General features: G+C 36.8%; 19 protein-coding genes. All 19 read left to right on the top strand.

What is annotated here, in order from left to right; all coding sequences use genetic code 11:
• The first annotated feature begins 58 nt into the window (after window positions 1-58).
• The 19 genes from FB551_RS09240 to gcvP all read left to right on the top strand — a co-directional run bounded on the left by FB551_RS09240 (window position 59) and on the right by gcvP (window position 17,246).
• Window positions 59-469, top strand: a complete 411-nt coding sequence (locus tag FB551_RS09240; protein ID WP_047433547.1) for a VOC family protein — start codon at window positions 59-61, stop codon at window positions 467-469.
• Between the two features lie 28 nt (window positions 470-497).
• Window positions 498-959 carry a hypothetical protein gene (locus FB551_RS09235; RefSeq protein WP_142016933.1) on the top strand — a complete coding sequence of 154 codons (462 nt, stop codon included), beginning with the start codon at window positions 498-500 and terminating at the stop codon, window positions 957-959.
• A 310-nt stretch (window positions 960-1,269) separates the two neighbouring features.
• A complete protein-coding gene (locus FB551_RS09230) occupies window positions 1,270-1,770 on the top strand; it encodes a DinB family protein (RefSeq protein ID WP_226798658.1) in 501 nt (166 codons plus the stop codon).
• A 2-nt stretch (window positions 1,771-1,772) separates the two neighbouring features.
• Window positions 1,773-2,549, top strand: a complete 777-nt coding sequence (locus FB551_RS09225) for an alpha/beta fold hydrolase (RefSeq protein WP_142016929.1) — start codon at window positions 1,773-1,775, stop codon at window positions 2,547-2,549.
• An 89-nt stretch (window positions 2,550-2,638) separates the two neighbouring features.
• Window positions 2,639-3,070, top strand: coding sequence for a VOC family protein (locus FB551_RS09220; protein ID WP_047433543.1), 432 nt, complete (start codon window positions 2,639-2,641; stop codon window positions 3,068-3,070).
• Window positions 3,071-3,148: 78 nt separating this feature from the next.
• Entirely contained in the window at window positions 3,149-3,562 is a 414-nt protein-coding gene (locus FB551_RS09215; protein ID WP_142016927.1) for an SRPBCC family protein, read from the top strand.
• Between the two features lie 35 nt (window positions 3,563-3,597).
• A complete protein-coding gene (locus FB551_RS09210) occupies window positions 3,598-3,837 on the top strand; it encodes a helix-hairpin-helix domain-containing protein (RefSeq protein ID WP_226798657.1) in 240 nt (79 codons plus the stop codon).
• Between the two features lie 141 nt (window positions 3,838-3,978).
• Entirely contained in the window at window positions 3,979-4,845 is an 867-nt protein-coding gene (locus FB551_RS09205; protein ID WP_047433541.1) for a VOC family protein, read from the top strand.
• 47 nt (window positions 4,846-4,892) lie between these two features.
• Window positions 4,893-5,726, top strand: coding sequence for an SDR family oxidoreductase (locus FB551_RS09200; protein WP_142016925.1), 834 nt, complete (start codon window positions 4,893-4,895; stop codon window positions 5,724-5,726).
• A gap of 118 nt (window positions 5,727-5,844) precedes the next feature.
• Window positions 5,845-6,273: an SRPBCC family protein gene (locus FB551_RS09195; protein WP_047433539.1), complete on the top strand. Its 429-nt coding sequence runs from the start codon at window positions 5,845-5,847 to the stop codon at window positions 6,271-6,273.
• A gap of 84 nt (window positions 6,274-6,357) precedes the next feature.
• Window positions 6,358-6,816, top strand: coding sequence for an SRPBCC family protein (locus tag FB551_RS09190; RefSeq protein ID WP_047433538.1), 459 nt, complete (start codon window positions 6,358-6,360; stop codon window positions 6,814-6,816).
• Between the two features lie 108 nt (window positions 6,817-6,924).
• Complete coding sequence (locus FB551_RS09185) at window positions 6,925-7,383, top strand: DoxX family protein (RefSeq protein ID WP_047433537.1); 459 nt, start codon at window positions 6,925-6,927, stop codon at window positions 7,381-7,383.
• A gap of 173 nt (window positions 7,384-7,556) precedes the next feature.
• Complete coding sequence (locus tag FB551_RS09180; RefSeq protein WP_047433536.1) at window positions 7,557-9,560, top strand: S9 family peptidase; 2,004 nt, start codon at window positions 7,557-7,559, stop codon at window positions 9,558-9,560.
• Window positions 9,561-10,341: 781 nt separating this feature from the next.
• Window positions 10,342-10,920 (top strand): RNA polymerase sigma factor, encoded by a 579-nt coding sequence (locus FB551_RS09175; protein WP_047377580.1) that lies wholly within the window; start codon window positions 10,342-10,344, stop codon window positions 10,918-10,920.
• Window positions 10,921-10,931: 11 nt separating this feature from the next.
• Window positions 10,932-11,264: a hypothetical protein gene (locus tag FB551_RS09170; protein ID WP_047433535.1), complete on the top strand. Its 333-nt coding sequence runs from the start codon at window positions 10,932-10,934 to the stop codon at window positions 11,262-11,264.
• Between the two features lie 91 nt (window positions 11,265-11,355).
• Window positions 11,356-11,613, top strand: a complete 258-nt coding sequence (locus FB551_RS09165; protein WP_142016923.1) for a hypothetical protein — start codon at window positions 11,356-11,358, stop codon at window positions 11,611-11,613.
• A gap of 232 nt (window positions 11,614-11,845) precedes the next feature.
• On the top strand, window positions 11,846-12,394 hold the full coding sequence (locus tag FB551_RS09160) for a lipase family protein (RefSeq protein WP_167497842.1): 549 nt from the start codon (window positions 11,846-11,848) through the stop codon (window positions 12,392-12,394).
• A gap of 703 nt (window positions 12,395-13,097) precedes the next feature.
• Window positions 13,098-13,745 carry a J domain-containing protein gene (locus FB551_RS09155; RefSeq protein ID WP_047433533.1) on the top strand — a complete coding sequence of 216 codons (648 nt, stop codon included), beginning with the start codon at window positions 13,098-13,100 and terminating at the stop codon, window positions 13,743-13,745.
• Between the two features lie 642 nt (window positions 13,746-14,387).
• Complete coding sequence (gene gcvP / locus FB551_RS09150; protein ID WP_142016919.1) at window positions 14,388-17,246, top strand: aminomethyl-transferring glycine dehydrogenase; 2,859 nt, start codon at window positions 14,388-14,390, stop codon at window positions 17,244-17,246.
• Window positions 17,247-17,518: the final 272 nt, after the last annotated feature.

The raw sequence follows: 17,518 nt of genomic DNA, 5'->3' as shown, positions 1-17,518 counted from the left end.
GCAAATTCTTACCATATCCTGGTAATTTTGGATAACAATCACCACTAAAATTTACAAAATGAACATTACAGATATTTACGTCAATTTACCCGTAAAAGACGTTCAAAAAACCAGAGAATTCTGGACAAAGCTTGGCTTTTCTATTAATGAACAGTTTTCAGATGATAAGGCAATATGTGTAGTAATGAAAGAAAATCATATCTATACCATGTTTCTCAAAGAAGAGTTCTTTCAGACCTTTACCAACAGGCCTTTTGCCAAAGGCGATACAACACAGGTGCTTCTCGCTATCGGGGTAAACAGCCGGGATGAAGTAGATGGCATGGTAAAAACCGCTATCGAAAACGGAGGTTCGAAATACAGTGAACCTGTAGATTACGGATGGATGTATCAAAGCAGTTTTGCAGATATCAACGGCCATCAGTGGGAAGTAATGCATGGAGATGTCTCTCAGATCCCTGCTGAATAGTTTGCTCATATCATAAAATACACATCAAATGGAGACACAATCAAACGATATAGAAATCATAAAAAATCAGGTAACCAGTAACTATTATGTGATTACTTTGAATATTGATGGTATCACCCACGAAGAATCTATGATTTTTCCTAATGGTGAAGCCAATTGTATGAACTGGATTCTGGGACATTTAATCTACATCAGAAATCCTTTACTGAATATTTTAGGAGAAGAATCTGTGTGGAACAGCGAAAAGTTTTCCTTCTATAACAGAGGAGAAATTCCTTTGGACCGGAAAGACGAACTGGTGAATTTTGAAGATTTAAAATCTTACCTGAAACAATCTCAGGATAAGCTGGAAGCAAAACTCGGTCATCTTGAAAATTTTCAACCTGAAATGGTTAAAGATATATCAACCCTCAGCCTTCACGAAATCTATCACAGCGGACAGCTGGGCTATCTCCGAAGAATTTTAGGGAAACCGGGTGCTATAAAATAACATTGTATTTTTAGAGTTCTAACCTTGTCAGAAATGAGAAGAACAGACTAAGCAAAATAATACATGCGAGCATCTGCAAAATCTCCAAGATCTGCGGGATCATCTTAAATTTAGATTCCTTGCTTTGCTCGGAATGACAAGTACAACGCTGAAATATTAGTATTACCTTTTAGATGAGTACAATTTTACCGAAGATAAAATCCTCGCACCTTAAAAACGTATAGCTTGTAAAATACTTAGCGACTTTGCGTTTTTTCAACATTCTAACTTCTAATCTCTAATTAAAATGGACACACCAAAATCAAAAAAAATGGAGCTCGTCATTCCGGCTTACAGAATGCATTCTCAAAGCTTTATGAATGTTTTAGACGGCATTTCGGAAGAAGATGCTTTGAAAAGAATTGAAAATAAAACCAATCATATTGTGTGGATGGCAGGAAACTTTGTCAATATGCGCTATGGTTTAGGTTCAGTACTTGGACTTCAGGGAGAAGATCCGTACAATGATTTGTTTTTCCAGGGAAAAGCACTGGATGAAAGTTTTAAATATCCCACTTTAGCTCAACTAAAAGAAAATTTTCATTCCATTTCAGCTAAAGTATTTCAAAAACTTCATGAAGTAACAGATGAGGAGCTGGATGAAATATTTGAAATAGGAATGAATATTCCTTTCATTAAAGAAACAAAACTCAATTTTGTCGGAATGTGTATTGGTCGTGAAGATTATTTGTGCGGTCAGATAGGCTTAATGCGAAGAATTTTAGACTATCCGGGTATGAAGTATGATGTAGACGAAAATCTTAAGTATTAACAATGAATCCAATAGAAAAAGGTTATAAAAAAGTCAACGGAATCCAATTGTATTATGAAATCTATGGATCTGGAAAACCTCTGGTTTTAATCCATGGTGGTGGCTCTTCCATTCTCTATGATTTTAAAGAGGTTATCGCAAGACTGAAAGATAAATTTCAGTTGATAGGAATAGATTTACAGAATCATGGCAGAAGTGAACACCGCGATATTCCTGAAACATTTGAACAGGATGCTGATGATGTAGCCGGAATTTTAGCAGAACTCAATATCAGGAAAGCTGCATTCTGGGGATTCAGTAATGGAGGAAGTACCGTCATGCAGATTGCCCATCGTCATCCTGAGATTGTTGAAAAATTGATCGTTGCCTCAGCTTTTTATAAAAGAAGCGGAATGATAGACGGTTTTTTTGAAGGAATGCAGGAAGCCACTTTTGAATCAATGCCAGAGCCTTTCAAAATCAATTTCTTAAATCTTAATCCGGATTTTTCAAAACTGGAAAACCTTTTTGAGAAAGACTGCAAAAGAATGCAGACGTTTGAAGACTGGAGTGATGAGGTACTGGCATCTATCAAATCACCCACATTATTTATCAGTGGAGATCAGGATGTGATGAAACCGGAACATACTGCGGCAATGTGGAGGTTGGTAAACGGTTCACGGTTAATAATCCTTCCAGCTACCCATGGCACTTATATGATGCCGGACTTTGATGGAAGTTTGGATACCAGCCTAATAGACTTTACCGTCAGAGAAGTAGAAAAATTTTTAAACCATTAAGTGTTTTTTATTCATAATAAATTAATTAATCCTTAATGGATCAACAGTAGAAACAATATCTTATAATAATAACTTTAAAATTAAAAATCATGGCTAAATTAAATCCATACCTAAATTTTGATGGAACAGCTGAAGAAGCGTTCAATTTTTACAAAACGGTTTTTGGTGGTGAATTCGTTGGAGGAATTCATAAAATGGGAAATGCTCCCGGAACAGAAAACCTTTCAGAAGAAGAAAAAAACAGAGTAATGCATATTGCTTTGCCTGTGGGAGGCGATCTTTTAATGGCATCCGATATTGTACCGGGATTCGGGCAGACTCTTACCGTAGGAAATAATAATTATGTATCTATTTTTCCTGATTCAAAAAGTGAAGCTGACAGGATCTTTAAAGAACTTTCTGATGGCGGAAATATAGAAATGCCCATTGAAGATCAGTTCTGGGGAGACTACTTCGGATGTTTTCAGGATAAGTATGGTGTTCATTGGATGGTGAACTATAATGAACAATTTGCAAAATAATCTTATATTTAACTAATGATAATAAAGAGATGCTCATTTTTGGGCAGCTCTTTATTTAACTTTAAAAAATGTAGAACTATGGATCCAATTAAAATCGATATTACAATTTTAGCACCAGTGGAAAAGGTTTGGAATTATTTCAATGAACCTAAACATATTACGAAATGGAATTTCGCCCATGAAAGCTGGCAGTGTCCTAGTTCTGAAAATAACCTTACGGTAGGGGGCAAATTCAAAAACAGAATGGAAGCGAAAGACAAAAGTTTCGGATTCGATTTTGAAGGAGTATATGATGAGATTATTCCTCATGAGGTCATTAAGTATCACCTGGAGGACGGACGGAAAGTAGAAGTGGTATTCGATAAAATAGATGAGAATACAACAAAAGTGATAGAAATTTTCGATCCGGAAAAACAAAATTCTATGGAAATGCAAAGGGATGGCTGGTATGCTATTCTGAACAACTTCCATAAGTATGTTGAGAATCATTAACAATATTTTTTGTAGCCATGATCAATCTAGTTATCATGTCAAAGAGTTTAAATTCCATGTATGCTTTTAATTATGACTCTGAAGCAGCATTCCTTCACGGAGTTATTGCAATACCAGCGAGAAGAGCCTTAGAAAAAGAAAAAATAAATTCTTTGGAAAAACTTTCAGACTATTCCGAAAAAGAAATCATGCAGCTGCATGGTTTTGGTAAAAATGCGATGATGAAACTGAAGAATTACATGAAAGAAAATCAGGTTTGCTTTAAAGAAGCATAATACATATACAACTGGAATTATGCAATGTCATTACAGTAAAAACGTAATTGTATCGTTTTAGGTAAAGGCATTAGATCTGTTTTGCTCCTGTATAGAGAATTAAAAGTATAAATACATCACTCCCTGTTAAAATTTAAAATTATGAATAACGATATTTTCCCATGTCTCTGGTATGATGGAGACGCCAGGCAGTCTGCAGAATTTTATTGTAAAGTTTTTGGAGGCGAAATTACAGCAGATACTCCTGTTGTAATGAACATTGATTTGTTTGGACAAAGGATTATGCTTCTGAATGGAGGCCCGCAGTTCAAAAAAAATGCTTCCATTTCTTTTATGGTCATCTGCGAAACAGAAGATGAAGTTCAGAAATACTGGGATCAGCTACTGGAGGGCGGAATGGCTTTAATGGAACTGGGATCTTACTCATGGAGCCCGAAATACGGATGGGTTCAGGATAAATACGGCGTAACATGGCAGTTGTTTCTGGGTGAAAAAGCAAGTGAGCAAAAAATAATTCCTACTTTGATGTTTATTCATGCAAACAATGGAAAAGCAAAAGAAGCAATGGAACTTTACACTAAAACATTCCCTAACTCAAGCATAGGAAACATATTGACCTATGGAGCAGGAAGTGAAGGGCATGACACTCCGGAACCGGCAGAAAATGTTCAGCATGCTCATTTTACGATCGATAATTACAGCTTATTCTGTATGGATAACTCCTACGACCACCCGTTTGATTTCAATGAAGGAATATCATTGGTTGTGATGACAGACAACCAGGAACAGACAGACAGGTACTGGAATACCTTTACAGCAGATGGAGGAAGAGAAAGTATGTGTGGCTGGCTGAAAGATAAATATGGATTAAGTTGGCAGATTGTTCCTAAGAGACTCATCCAGTTAATGAACGATTCTGATCAGGAGAAAGCCTATAAAGTAGTTCAGGCGATGATGAAAATGCAGAAAATTATCATCCAGGATTTGGAGGATGCTTATAATTCTTAAATATTTTCGGCGTATTGTTTGATGTGATTTAGAGAAAAGATTTGCCTATGAAGACGCAGAACAAATCACAATCTAAGTCGAAAGTCCCTAAAGAAGGGCTGTTTCCGGAGATTATCCGGAACGATTATCAGGGAAGCCGGAAGCTGAAAGGTAAAAAAGCAGTTATTTCCGGAGGAGACAGCGGCATAGGACAGGCTGTAGCTGTTCATTTTGCCAGAGAAGGAGCAGATGTTGCCATTATCTATAAAGAAAGTGACGACGATGCTAAAGAAACCAAAAAACTGGTTGAAAAAGAAGGGCAGAAGTGTCTCCTGATCAAAGGAGATCTTACCCGGAAAGCATTCAGGATCCGATGTGCAGACAAGATTAAAAAAGAGTGGAAGAAACTTGATATTCTTGTGAATAATGCAGGAATTCATACTTCCAAAAGTAGTCTGGAAAAAATTTCTGATGAACAGATTCAGGAAACGTTTGATACCAATATCATTTCCATGATTTCATTCACCAGAAATTTTCTTCCGATGATTACCAAAGGAGGGCGTATTATCTGTACAACTTCTGTTACGGCTTACCGTGGGAGCGATCACCTGATAGATTATGCGGCAACGAAAGGTGCTGTTTTGTCTTTTATCCGGTCTCTGGCAGATAACCTCGCAGAAAAAGAAATTCTGGTGAACGGAATTGCCCCCGGACCTATATGGACTCCGCTGGTGAAAGAAGCTTTTGATGATCTCGCTACATTTGGAAAAGATACTCCGCTGAAACGGGCGGGACAGCCTTCTGAAGTAGCACCAGCCTATGTTTTTCTTGCTTCAAAAGATGCAAGTTACATCACAGGAGAAATTATTCATATCAACGGCGGTGATTTTGTCGGAGGATAGATGAGAAGTTAAAAGTTAAAAGTTAAAAGTGTTACAGCATAACCCTCCAACCCTAAAACTCTCAAACCCTCCAACCCAATCACCTATAGTCAATTACCCACCACTTAATACTTTAAATATGGAAAAATTATCATACGAAATAGAAATCAATGCTGAACCTGAAAAAGTATGGAGTGTCCTTTGGAGCGATATTACCTACAGACAATGGACTACAGCATTTACAGACGGTTCTTTTTACGAAGGAACGCTGGAAGAAAATAATATTGTTAAATTCCTTGATCCTAAAAACAACGGGATGTACAGCAGAGTAATAAAAGTGATTCCCAACGAAGAAATAACATTTCTGCATCTGGGTGAAATTTATGAAGGTATTGAAGTGCCTCAGGATTGGGGAGAAGCTACAGAAGCTTATTTTCTTGAGGAAAACGAAGAAGGAACTCTGCTGAGAACAGAAGTTCATACTCCGGCAGAATTCAAAGAATTCTTTGAAGAGAAATTTCCAAAAGCAATGACAATTGTTAAGCACCTTTCAGAAAATCAACTGTAAATAATTCAGTTAGAACTAAAGAAAAAATTATTGAGCTTTGAGATTGATTCGCTTAGCTCGCAATGACCACTAAAAATAAAACAAATGGAAACCTTATCATACGAAACAGTAATAGATGCTCCTATGCAGAAAGTATGGGACATCCTTTGGAATCCTGAAACGTACAGCGAATGGACAAAGTATTTCGGGCCAGGATCTGTCATGAAATCCGACTGGAAAGTAGGTGGGAAAACCTATTTCCTTAATGCACAGGGAGAAGGAATGGTCTCCACCATAGACAGCCTGGACGAACCTAATCAGATTGTGTTCAAACACCTGGGAATGGTAGATAAAGAAGGTAATGAAGATACCCAGAGCAAAGAAGTCATGGAATGGAACGGAAGTTATGAAAAATACTTTCTGATAGACTTTGACGGAAAAACGAAACTTCATGCCGAAGTTCAGGTAGACAAACAATGGCAGGATCATATGAATACAGGCTTTACAAAAGGACTGATGGTGGTAAAAAGCCTTGCCGAGGGAGTTAGCCTTGGCTCAGTATGATGAAGTTCAAAGTTTAAAGTTCAAGGTTTAATGTTTAATGTTTAGAGTTGGTATCTTATCCTGAATACTAATACCTGCTACCTGCCACCTAATATCTGCCACCTAAAAATGAAATTACTCACCATACTTTTCGCAACATTTATTCTGGCTTTGCTAGGGACTTTTTTGTTTCAGGGGAAGCCGGATTTTATATTTTCTGGTAATCTGGGAATGGCTGTTTTTATCATATTTACAGGTTTTTCCCATTTTAAATTCCAAAAGGGCATGGCAATGATGATTCCTGATTTTATCCCTGCCGGAATGTTTTGGGTATATTTTACCGGAATTCTGGAAATTGCAGCAGGAATCGGATTGATGATTCCGGCAATTCGTGAAATCACAGCTATTTTACTGATCATTTTCTATGTATTGGTTTTCATAGCCAATATCAATTCTTCCAGGAAAAGGATTAATATTTTTAAAGCTGATTACACTGGTCCGGGAATGAGATATCTTTATACTCAAAGAATTCCTATGCAGATTATTCTGATAGTCTGGACCTGGTATTTCGGAATTTATTTACACTAAAAAAGACAGTCTGCAAAGGCTGTTTTTTTTATATAATCGATATTTTTTTAATTAAATAATATAAAATTGTAACATTTTGTAGGGATAATGTGTCTTATTATATAAAATGCATTTGTTTTCTATTGTTTTAAAAATGAGTGCTATCTATAACTTTAACCTTTAAAACAGAAGTTATGAACCTAAATCACAACATTTTCGGTACAGCCCTTATTGTACTATCCACCATTATGACCAACGCACAGAGTTCTACTGCCAAACTGCCGGGAGATCCTACTTTACCCTCTTCCAGGGCCAACCTTGAAAAGCTTATTTCTTACGATAAAGGAAACTTTAAATATAAAGTTGAAGATTACTTTGCAAGACCAAAAGCTTCAGCATTTAAAATCTCTCCTGATGGGAAATATCTTTCATATAAAGAAAAAGATCAGGAGAAAAAAAATCATGTTTATGTAAAAGATTTGAGCACGGGAAAAATTACCAAAGCTATTGTTGAAAAAGATGACCTGATCAGAAATTATGGCTGGTTGAACAAAAAACGCCTTTTCTATACACAGGATAGAGGAGGAAATGAAAATATACATCTTTATGCTACCGATACGGATGGAAGCAACCAAAAGGATTTAACACCATTTGACGGGGTAAAAGTGCAAGCTATTATTCCTATAAAAGATACTGATTTCGTTGTGGTTACTATGAATAAAAACAACAAACAGATCTTTGAGCCTTTTAAAATCAATTTCGTTACCGGGGAAATGACTCAGCTGTATGAAAATAAAGATGTCAACAGCCCTATTGACGACTATCTTTTTGATAAAGATGGAAACTTGAGAGGCTATAGCGTTCTTGAAAACGGATTAACCACAAAAACCTATTATAAAGATCTGCAGACAGGAAAATTTAACCTGATCAAATCTGCAGACTGGTCTGATACCTTCAGTATTATCGAGTTTAATGAAAATTCTAAAAATAAAGACGAAGCGTATGTAGTAACGAATCTTGACAGTGATAAAGCGCGAATCGTACTGTATGATCTGAAAAAAAATGCAGTGATTAAAGAAATTTATTCCAATCCTGTATATGATGTAAGTTCAATAAGCACAGCAGGTAAAAACAGAAACTATGAACTTGACTATATCAGCTATGAAGGCACAAAAGGAGAAACAGTTCCGGTAAGTAAATTCTATAAGGAAATACATGACAAATTAAAATCTCAGTTTGGAGACAAGGAATTTGGAATTGCTTCTTCTGATGATAATAATGATAAACTTCTGGTTGTAGTAGGAAGTGACAAGCTCTACGGAACCTATTATGAATACGATACCAAAACCAAACAGACCAAACTTCTGTACAATCTGATGCCTCAGCTTAAAGAAGAAGATATGGCTGAAATGAGACCTATCGAATTTAAAAGCAGAGACGGATTGACTATTCATGGATATATTACTCTCCCTAAAGCTGCGCTGGAAGGTAAAAAAGTTCCTCTGATCGTAAATCCTCACGGCGGACCTCAGGGAATCAGAGACAGCTGGGGCTTTAATCCGGAAACACAGTTGTTTGCAAGCAGAGGTTATGCAACGCTGCAGGTGAACTTCAGAATCTCCGGAGGCTATGGAAAATCATTCCAGAAAGCGGGTTACAAGCAGATTGGAAGAAAAGCAATGGATGATGTGGAAGACGGCGTAAAATATGCCATTGAACAAGGATGGGTAGATAAAGATAAAGTGGCTATTTATGGAGGAAGCCACGGTGGATATGCAACCTTGATGGGACTCATCAAAACTCCGGATTTATATGCATGTGGAGTGGATTATGTAGGAGTTTCCAATATCTTTACTTTCTTCGATTCTTTCCCGGAATACTGGAAACCATACAAAGAAATGGTAAAACAGATCTGGTACGATCTTGATAACCCTGAAGAAGCGAAGATTGCTAAAGAAGTTTCTCCGGTGTTCCAGATTGATAAGATTAAGAAACCTTTATTTGTAGTGCAGGGAGCCAATGATCCAAGGGTAAATATCAATGAATCTGATCAGATCGTAAAAGCGATGCGTGCCAAAGGTTTTGAAGTGCCTTATCTGGTAAAATATGATGAGGGACACGGATTTGGAAAAGAGCCGAACAGAATAGAACTTTACAAATCGATGTTGGGATTCTTTGCAGAAAATTTTAATAAGTAAACTATTAATTAAATACTATTGAACGGAGGACTTAAGGTCTTCCGTTTTTTTTTATGACAAAGTCATTGCGAGCAAAGCGAAGCAATCTCAATATAATGTGTAAGTGCAATAAATGGAGTTGGAAAAGCGCAAAGTCGCTAAAGTTTTACAAGCGGTATGCTTTAAGTCGCAAAGATTTTATCTCCGATAAAATTGTACAGTTCTAAAGATTTTACGGATATTTAAACGGAGCATTTGTCATTCCGGGCGAAGCGAAGAATCCAGGCTTTGTGTTGAAAATAGCTCTTCTTGTTAATTATACAGGTATTGATAAAAACTGTTTAATAGAAAATAAAAAGAATCTCATTTGCTGAAAATTTTTGATTTTCTTGCGCCTTAAAAAATTATCCATAAGATTAGAAAAACTTTGCGCCCTTGCGTTTTCCAACAAAAAAGCAATATTGTTTATAATTTCATCAATCATCAATCATCAATCATCACTCACCAATTATCATTCATCAATCATCAACTTAGCCCCGATAGCAGCGGTTACCCCGGAGCATGGGTAGGAACGTCGGAGGTAAGGTTGGGGGAGCAGCTTGGCGTGAGGAGTATGAGCGGATAGCGGGAATAAGCTCCTTTAAACATAAGCAATGAGTAATGAGTAATGAGTAATGAGTAATGAGTAATCCGGGAATAATTAGAAGATAAAAAATGTTGATGGATAAAAGAAAAACTGATTTCTAAGAAAAATATTTTAAATTTATTAAAGTAAAACCAAAAGGCTAACCGTCATATCAATATGGAGGTTGTCGAAAAAATAACAATGCCACAGAAGGAGAAAGAAAGCATCATCTCACAGACCGTTTCCAACTACGGAGGGAAGCTGATGTCCTATATTCGTCCGAAAGTGAAAAACACGGAGGATGCGGAAGATATTCTGCAGGAGGTGTGGTATCAGTTCAGTAGCCTGACGAATATTTCGGAGATCGTAAATGTTGGTGGGTGGCTGTATAGGGTAACGGCAAATAAAATTACAGACCGTTACCGGAAAAAGAAAACAGAAAATCTTGAAGATTTCGTATATGAGGATGAAGACGGCAGTTTTTCTATCAAGGATATCTTATTGATGGATGAAAGCGCGGGACCTGAAGTGAAGATGTTTCAGGATGAGATCTGGAAAAAACTGTTTGAAGCGCTTGACGAACTTCCCGAAAAACAACGACTGGTCTACGTAGAAAACGAACTGAACGACAAAACCCTCCAGGAGATTGCCGATGAACAGGGAGAAAACATCAAAACTATCATCAGTAGAAAAAACTATGCTGTGAAGCATTTGAGAAACAGATTGAGAAAATTATACGAAGATTTAAAAAGTTAGAAAAAGAAATTATGAATCATAAACACAAAAAGGGTTGGATTTTTTTATTGCTATGCCCGCCATTAATTTTAGCTGCCGTTACATGGATTGTAATGATGCTTTGGAACTGCCTTCTTCCGGAGATTTTAGGAGCAAAAACGATTACTTTCTGGCAGGCCATGGGAATACTGATCTTAAGCAAAATTCTTTTCGGAGGTTTCCATTTCGGTAAGGGAGTGAGAGATTTCAAGGAAAGAAAGATGAGAGAGAAAATGGCAGGTTTATCCCCTGAGGAAAGAGAGAAATTCAAGGAAGTCTGGAGAAATAAATGCTCCGGTGGATTCTTCAACAGAAACAACGAATAATTTGAAAATTTTAAGAAGTAGTAAAGTAAAATTAAAATTCATTCGTCTCTATAAAAAAACAAGAAGTAGTAAAATTTAAAATTTTGAAAAAATGAAAAATTCAGCATTAAAAGGAGCTCTTGGAGCATTGGCCGTTGTAGGTGTAGCCTTAATCGCTAAAAAAGCAATACAAAGAAAAAGATTTATCAAAGGTATTTTTGATGAGTACGGAATTAAAGAAAAGTCACCTTTCGGACTGGCAGATAAGATCAGAGAAATGAACGACGAAGACTATCAGGAACTGAAAGGGAAATTCAAAAAAGAATTTCATTCAAGATGCTGCAAAAAGGATAATATCTGCGAAGCATAAGAAAAAGTAAAACTAAATTGAAATTGTTACATTCCGGCGCGGGAAGCAGAGCTTCCCGCGCCGGAATTTTTATTTAAAATACTTCCTGTAAGGGCTTTTAACAGTATATTTGTTGTCACTAAATCCTTTTCATGCTATGATAAAGTGTAAGAATATTTTCTTTGTGCTATTTTCGTTTTTCTCAATCATTATATATGGACAAAAGTCCGGACAACAACAATATGTTTTCTTTTTGCATAATAAATTTCTGGAAGATCATTCTTTTGAGGAAAAACATCCCAGATATGGTGTTGCAGAATATCAAACAATACTCAACAGGCTAAGAGATCAAAATACGGTTGTTATTTCTGAGAAAAGAAAAGCAGACACAGATCCGTCAGTGTATGCTGAAAAAGTAAAGAAGCAGATTGACAGCCTGATGAAAAAAGGAATTCCTGCCGGAAGGATTACCGTTGTAGGAACTTCGCAGGGAGGATATATTGCACAATATGTGTCTTATTATGAAAAAAATCCGCAATTGAAGTTTGTCTTCATTGGAGCCAGTTTTAAAGATGATTCTTTGGAAAAAGATAAAAATTTCAGGTTGTACGGAAGGATTCTTTCCATTACGGAGAAATCAGATGATGGGCATGTGCAGGTGTCTCAGGAACAGAGATTGATCAGATCCGGCATTAAGGATTTTAAAGAAATAGAGCTTACTACAGGACTAAACCATGGTTTTCTTTTCAAAGCCCTCAATGATTGGATTGTTCCCACTAAAGATTGGGTTTCCCGTAAATAATTACGGTCGGTCTATTACCGTTCAGTTCTTATGATTGAAGTTACTACGAAATGATCTGGGTAATTTGCGGGATCTGTGGGAAATACCTTTGATATGAAGTTGAGATTCCTTGCTTTGCTCGGAATGACAAACTCGCCGTTGAAATTTTATCGGAGATAAAATCTTTGCGCCTTAAAAACATGCAGGTAGCTGTAAAAAATTTTGCGTCCTTGCGTTTTCCAACCAATAAATTACGAGCTATATGGAGATTGCTTCACCTTCGGTTCGCAATGACAGCGGGACCTTTGGAATAACAATTTCATTTTTAGTGAAGTACAATTTTATTGGAGATAAAATCTTTGCGCCTTAAAAACATGCAGGTAGCTGTAAAAAACTTTGCGTCCTTGCGTTTTCCAACCAATAAATTACGAGCTATATGGAGAATGTCTCACCTTCGGTTCGCAATGACAGCGGGACCTTTGGAATAACAAATTCATTTTTAGTGAAGTACAATTTTATCGGAGATAAAATCTTTGCGCCTTAAAAATATGCAGGTAGCTGTAAAAAACTTTGCATCCTTGCGTTTTCCAACCAATAAATTACGAGCTATATTGAGAATGCCTCACCTTCGGTTCGGAATGACTTTTTGATTCATACTTTCAACAAAATTTTACCGTAAACATCAAACACAAAGAAAAATAAATCCTTATTTTTGTCATGCTCAATGAAAGATTACTACTATTTTCTCGGTATATCACAGGATGCTTCAGAAGAAGACGTCAAAAAAGCCTATCGAAAACTGTCTTTAAAATATCATCCCGATAAAAATGACAATGACGACTTTTTTGCTGACCGTTTCCGCGAAATTCAGGAAGCTTATGAAACCTTAAGTGATCGTGCACTCAGAAGTACGTATGATCAGAATTTAGAAAATCATCAGCGAAGTTTCAGGTATAATATTCCGCCGGCTATTAAAACTTTTACAGCGAATAAAATTCATGCGAAAAAAGGAGAGGAAATTATCATCAACTGGCAGACGAGCAATGCTGATGTGGTGAAAGTATTGCCTTTCGGATTGGAAAAGCCGTATGGAGAGAGGATCTTTAAGATCACAGAATTTAAAGACGGAAAATTCCAGCTTTTGCTTCATGCAACCAATTCTCTTTTGCACAAAACGGTTGTTCAGGGAATTACCATCACAGAAGTTTTTGAAAACGATTCTGAAAAGTTCAAAAATTCGGTGGAAGAAATGTTTAAGCCGCAGCCCAGAACAAGAATTAACAGGTCGGGTCAGCCTAAGATGATGATGCTGATCTGGGGAATTATTATCCTGGCGATTGCTATCTATATGCTGATAAAAAACTTCAGCTAATTGAGTTTATGCCATTTTCTTTCTTCCAGGGCACTTTTTACATCTTTTCCCTTTCTTGAATTTTTTACAGCATGATTTCTTTTCACAGAACATCTCTTCGTTATTGAATGAGTAAGGTGCCAAAGGCGGAACTTTAAATGGGACAATCATATTCATGCTGCAAATATATTAATTTAGAATAAATATAATTAATAAAATTTCATAAAATTCTTTAAACCTGATGTATAGCAGTGTTGAATTGCTTTAGCGGGAATTAATCAACTTACATTTTACTGATCATAACCTTTTACATTCATGATAAATGAGGCTTAAGTTTACATTTTGAATAAAATTCACTATTACAGTTCTTTTGAAACCAAGTTTCCTCAATAGGATAGGATCTGTTGAAAAACTTATAGTATTTTAATATTGGTAAAGGTGTTTAATTAAATGGGAATTGAAGTTTTTATTGTGTATTATGTATAGAATAATGAATATGATTGTTGAAACTAATATTAACTTTACCTGAAGCTTGAGAAAAACAAATTGTGATAAAAATCACAAATATTTTTGTGAATTATCACTCCGGATATGCTCTTGTACAATCGTTCAAAAAATTGTAATTTTACCCATCTTTTTACAAACAAAATCTAATAAATAAAAATGAATACAGAACAGTTTGTGAGCCGTCACATTTCCCTTAATGAAGCCGATAAACAGGCGATGTTGGAGAAGCTTGGCGTTTCTAGTATTGAAGAGTTAATTTCTCAAACCATCCCTTCTTCTATCCGTTTAGAGAAAGATCTTGAGATCTCGGAACCACTTTCTGAATACGAAATGTTGAACCACTCAAAAGAATTGGCATCTAAAAATACTGATTATACAAGTTATATCGGATTTGGATATCACAATACACTTTTACCTTCAGCAATCCAGAGAAATATTTTTGAAAATCCTAGCTGGTATACGGCATATACTCCATATCAGGCAGAAATTGCACAGGGAAGACTTGAAGCTCTTCTTAATTTCCAGACTGTAGTATGTGATCTTACCGGTTTTGGACTGGCTAACGCATCGTTATTGGATGAATCTACTGCTGCTGCTGAAGCCATGCATATGTTCTTCAACAACAGATCTAAAGATCAGAAAAAAGCAGGAGCGAATAAGTTCTTCATTTCTGAGCTTGTACTTCCTCAAACAGTTTCTGTATTAAAAACAAAAGCTGAAGGATTAGAAATAGAAATTGTAGTAGGAGATCACAAAACACACCAGTTTGATGGTTCTTATTATGGAGTTTTATTACAATACCCAGGTAAAAACGGAATCGTTTTAGATTATACTGAAGATATTGTAGAATATAAAAAACTTGATCTTCAGGTAGCTGTTGCCTGTGATTCTATGGCTTTGGTTAAGCTAAAATCTCCTGCTGAAATGGGAGCTGACTGTGCAGTAGGAACTACACAGAGATTTGGTATTCCATTAGGATACGGAGGTCCTCACGCAGCTTTCTTTGCTTGTAGAGAAGACTATAAAAGAGATATCCCTGGAAGAATCATTGGAGTTTCTCAGGATATGTACGGAAGACGTGCGTTAAGAATGGCATTACAGACAAGAGAGCAGCACATCAAAAGAGAGAAAGCTACTTCAAACATCTGTACAGCTCAGGTTCTTTTGGCTGTAATGGCAGGAATGTATGCTGTTTACCACGGACCAAAAGGATTAAACTATATCGCTGATCAGATCCACTTTAAAGCAAACGCTTTGAAAGGAGGCCTTAAAGCATTAGGATATCAGGTAGTAGAAGAGCCAATCTTCGATACTGTAAAGATCACGATGCCTGAGGAAGAGAAAGCAAAATTAGTAAGACTGATGCTTGATCACAGATTAAACTTAAACTACTTTACAGAAGGTGTAGTAAGTATTGCGATCAACGAAAGTACAACATTAGAGAAATTAAACTATCTGATGGCTTCTTTCGCTCAGTTCAAAGATAAGCAGACTTTCAAACTAGAAATCAAAGAAGGATACAGCATTCCGGAAGAAAACTTAAGAAAAGACGAAATTCTTACAGAATCAGTATTCAATAAATATCACACGGAAACAGAATTGATGCGTTACATCAAGCGTCTTGAGAGAAAAGATTTATCATTGACTCATTCAATGATTTCTTTAGGATCTTGTACCATGAAACTGAACGCAGCCACTCAGATGTTGCCGCTTTCCTGGGAAAACTGGGGTGCAATTCACCCATTCGTACCTGTAAATCAGGCTGAAGGTTACCAGGAAATGATCCGTGAACTGGAGAAAGACTTAGCAGAAATTACAGGTTTTGCAGGAACTTCTCTTCAGCCGAACTCCGGAGCTCAGGGTGAGTACGCAGGATTAATGGTTATCAGAGAATATCATATCTCAAGAGGAGACCACCACAGAAATGTAGTATTGATCCCTCAATCTGCACACGGAACAAACCCGGCTTCTGCTGCAATGGCAGGAATGAAAATCGTAGTTGTGAAAAACCTTGAAAACGGTGAAATCGACTTCGAAGATCTTAAAGCTAAAACAGAACTTCATTCAGCGAATTTATCAGCTGTAATGATCACTTATCCTTCTACTTACGGATTCTTTGATGCTAACATTAAAGAAATTACCAACCTTATCCACGAGCACGGAGGACAAGTATATATGGATGGTGCGAACATGAACGCTCAGGTAGGATTTACAAGTCCTGGAAACATCGGAGCTGACGTTTGCCACCTTAACCTTCACAAAACTTTTGCTATTCCTCACGGTGGTGGAGGTCCTGGAGTAGGTCCAATCTGTGTTGCTAAACACTTAGTACCTTTTCTTCCTTCTAACGCGAATATCAGAATCGGGTCTAAAGAAGCTATCGAAGGAATTTCTGCTGCACCTTACGGTTCAGGATTAATCCTTAATATTTCTTACTCTTATATCAAGATGTTAGGAACTGAAGGTCTTAAAAAGGCTACAGGACATGCGATCATGAATGCTAACTACCTGAAAGAAATTTTAGCAGAACATTTCCCAATCTTATATTCTAACGAAAACGGAAGAGTAGCTCACGAATGTATCGTAGATTTCCGTCAGTTCAAATCTTTAGGAATTGAAGTAGCTGATGTAGCGAAGAGATTAATGGATTATGGTTTCCATGCTCCTACCGTTTCTTTCCCGGTTGCCGGTACACTAATGATTGAGCCTACAGAATCTGAAAGTAAGGCTGAAATTGATCGTTTTGCTGAAGCATTGATCTCTATCAAAAAAGAAATCGATGAAATTGCCAACGGTGAAGCAGATGCAACAAACAACGTATTGAAAAATGCTCCTCACACAGAACAGCTGGTAATCTCTGACTCATGGGATAAGCCATACAGCAGAGAAAAGGCTGCTTATCCGTTAGAGTGGGTAAGAGACCACAAATTCTTCGCTTCTGTATCAAGAGTAGATGAAGCTTATGGAGACAGAAACTTAGTATGTACTTGTGAGCCAATTGAAGCTTATATGTAATCTCAGTTTTTTAACTATAAAAAATCCCTTTCAGTAATGAGAGGGATTTTTGTTTTTATAGTCATTGCGAGCGTAGCGAAGCAATCTCTTTAACGCAATTGTCGCAAGGATTTTTCGACTACTAATTGTTTCACCGTTCGCAAAGGCGTTCCACTCAGCCAAGCTTAAACGATGTGTTTTTCTACAAATTGGGAGACGTGTGTGGTCATAGTCATTGCGAGCGTAGCGAAGCAATATCTTTAACGCAATTGTCGCAAGGATTTTTCGACTAC

The sequence above is a fragment of the Chryseobacterium aquifrigidense genome (genome assembly GCF_006716485.1).
In the GTDB taxonomy this organism is placed as follows: domain Bacteria; phylum Bacteroidota; class Bacteroidia; order Flavobacteriales; family Weeksellaceae; genus Chryseobacterium; species Chryseobacterium vietnamense.
This window is presented reverse-complemented; position numbering and strand designations above follow the sequence as displayed.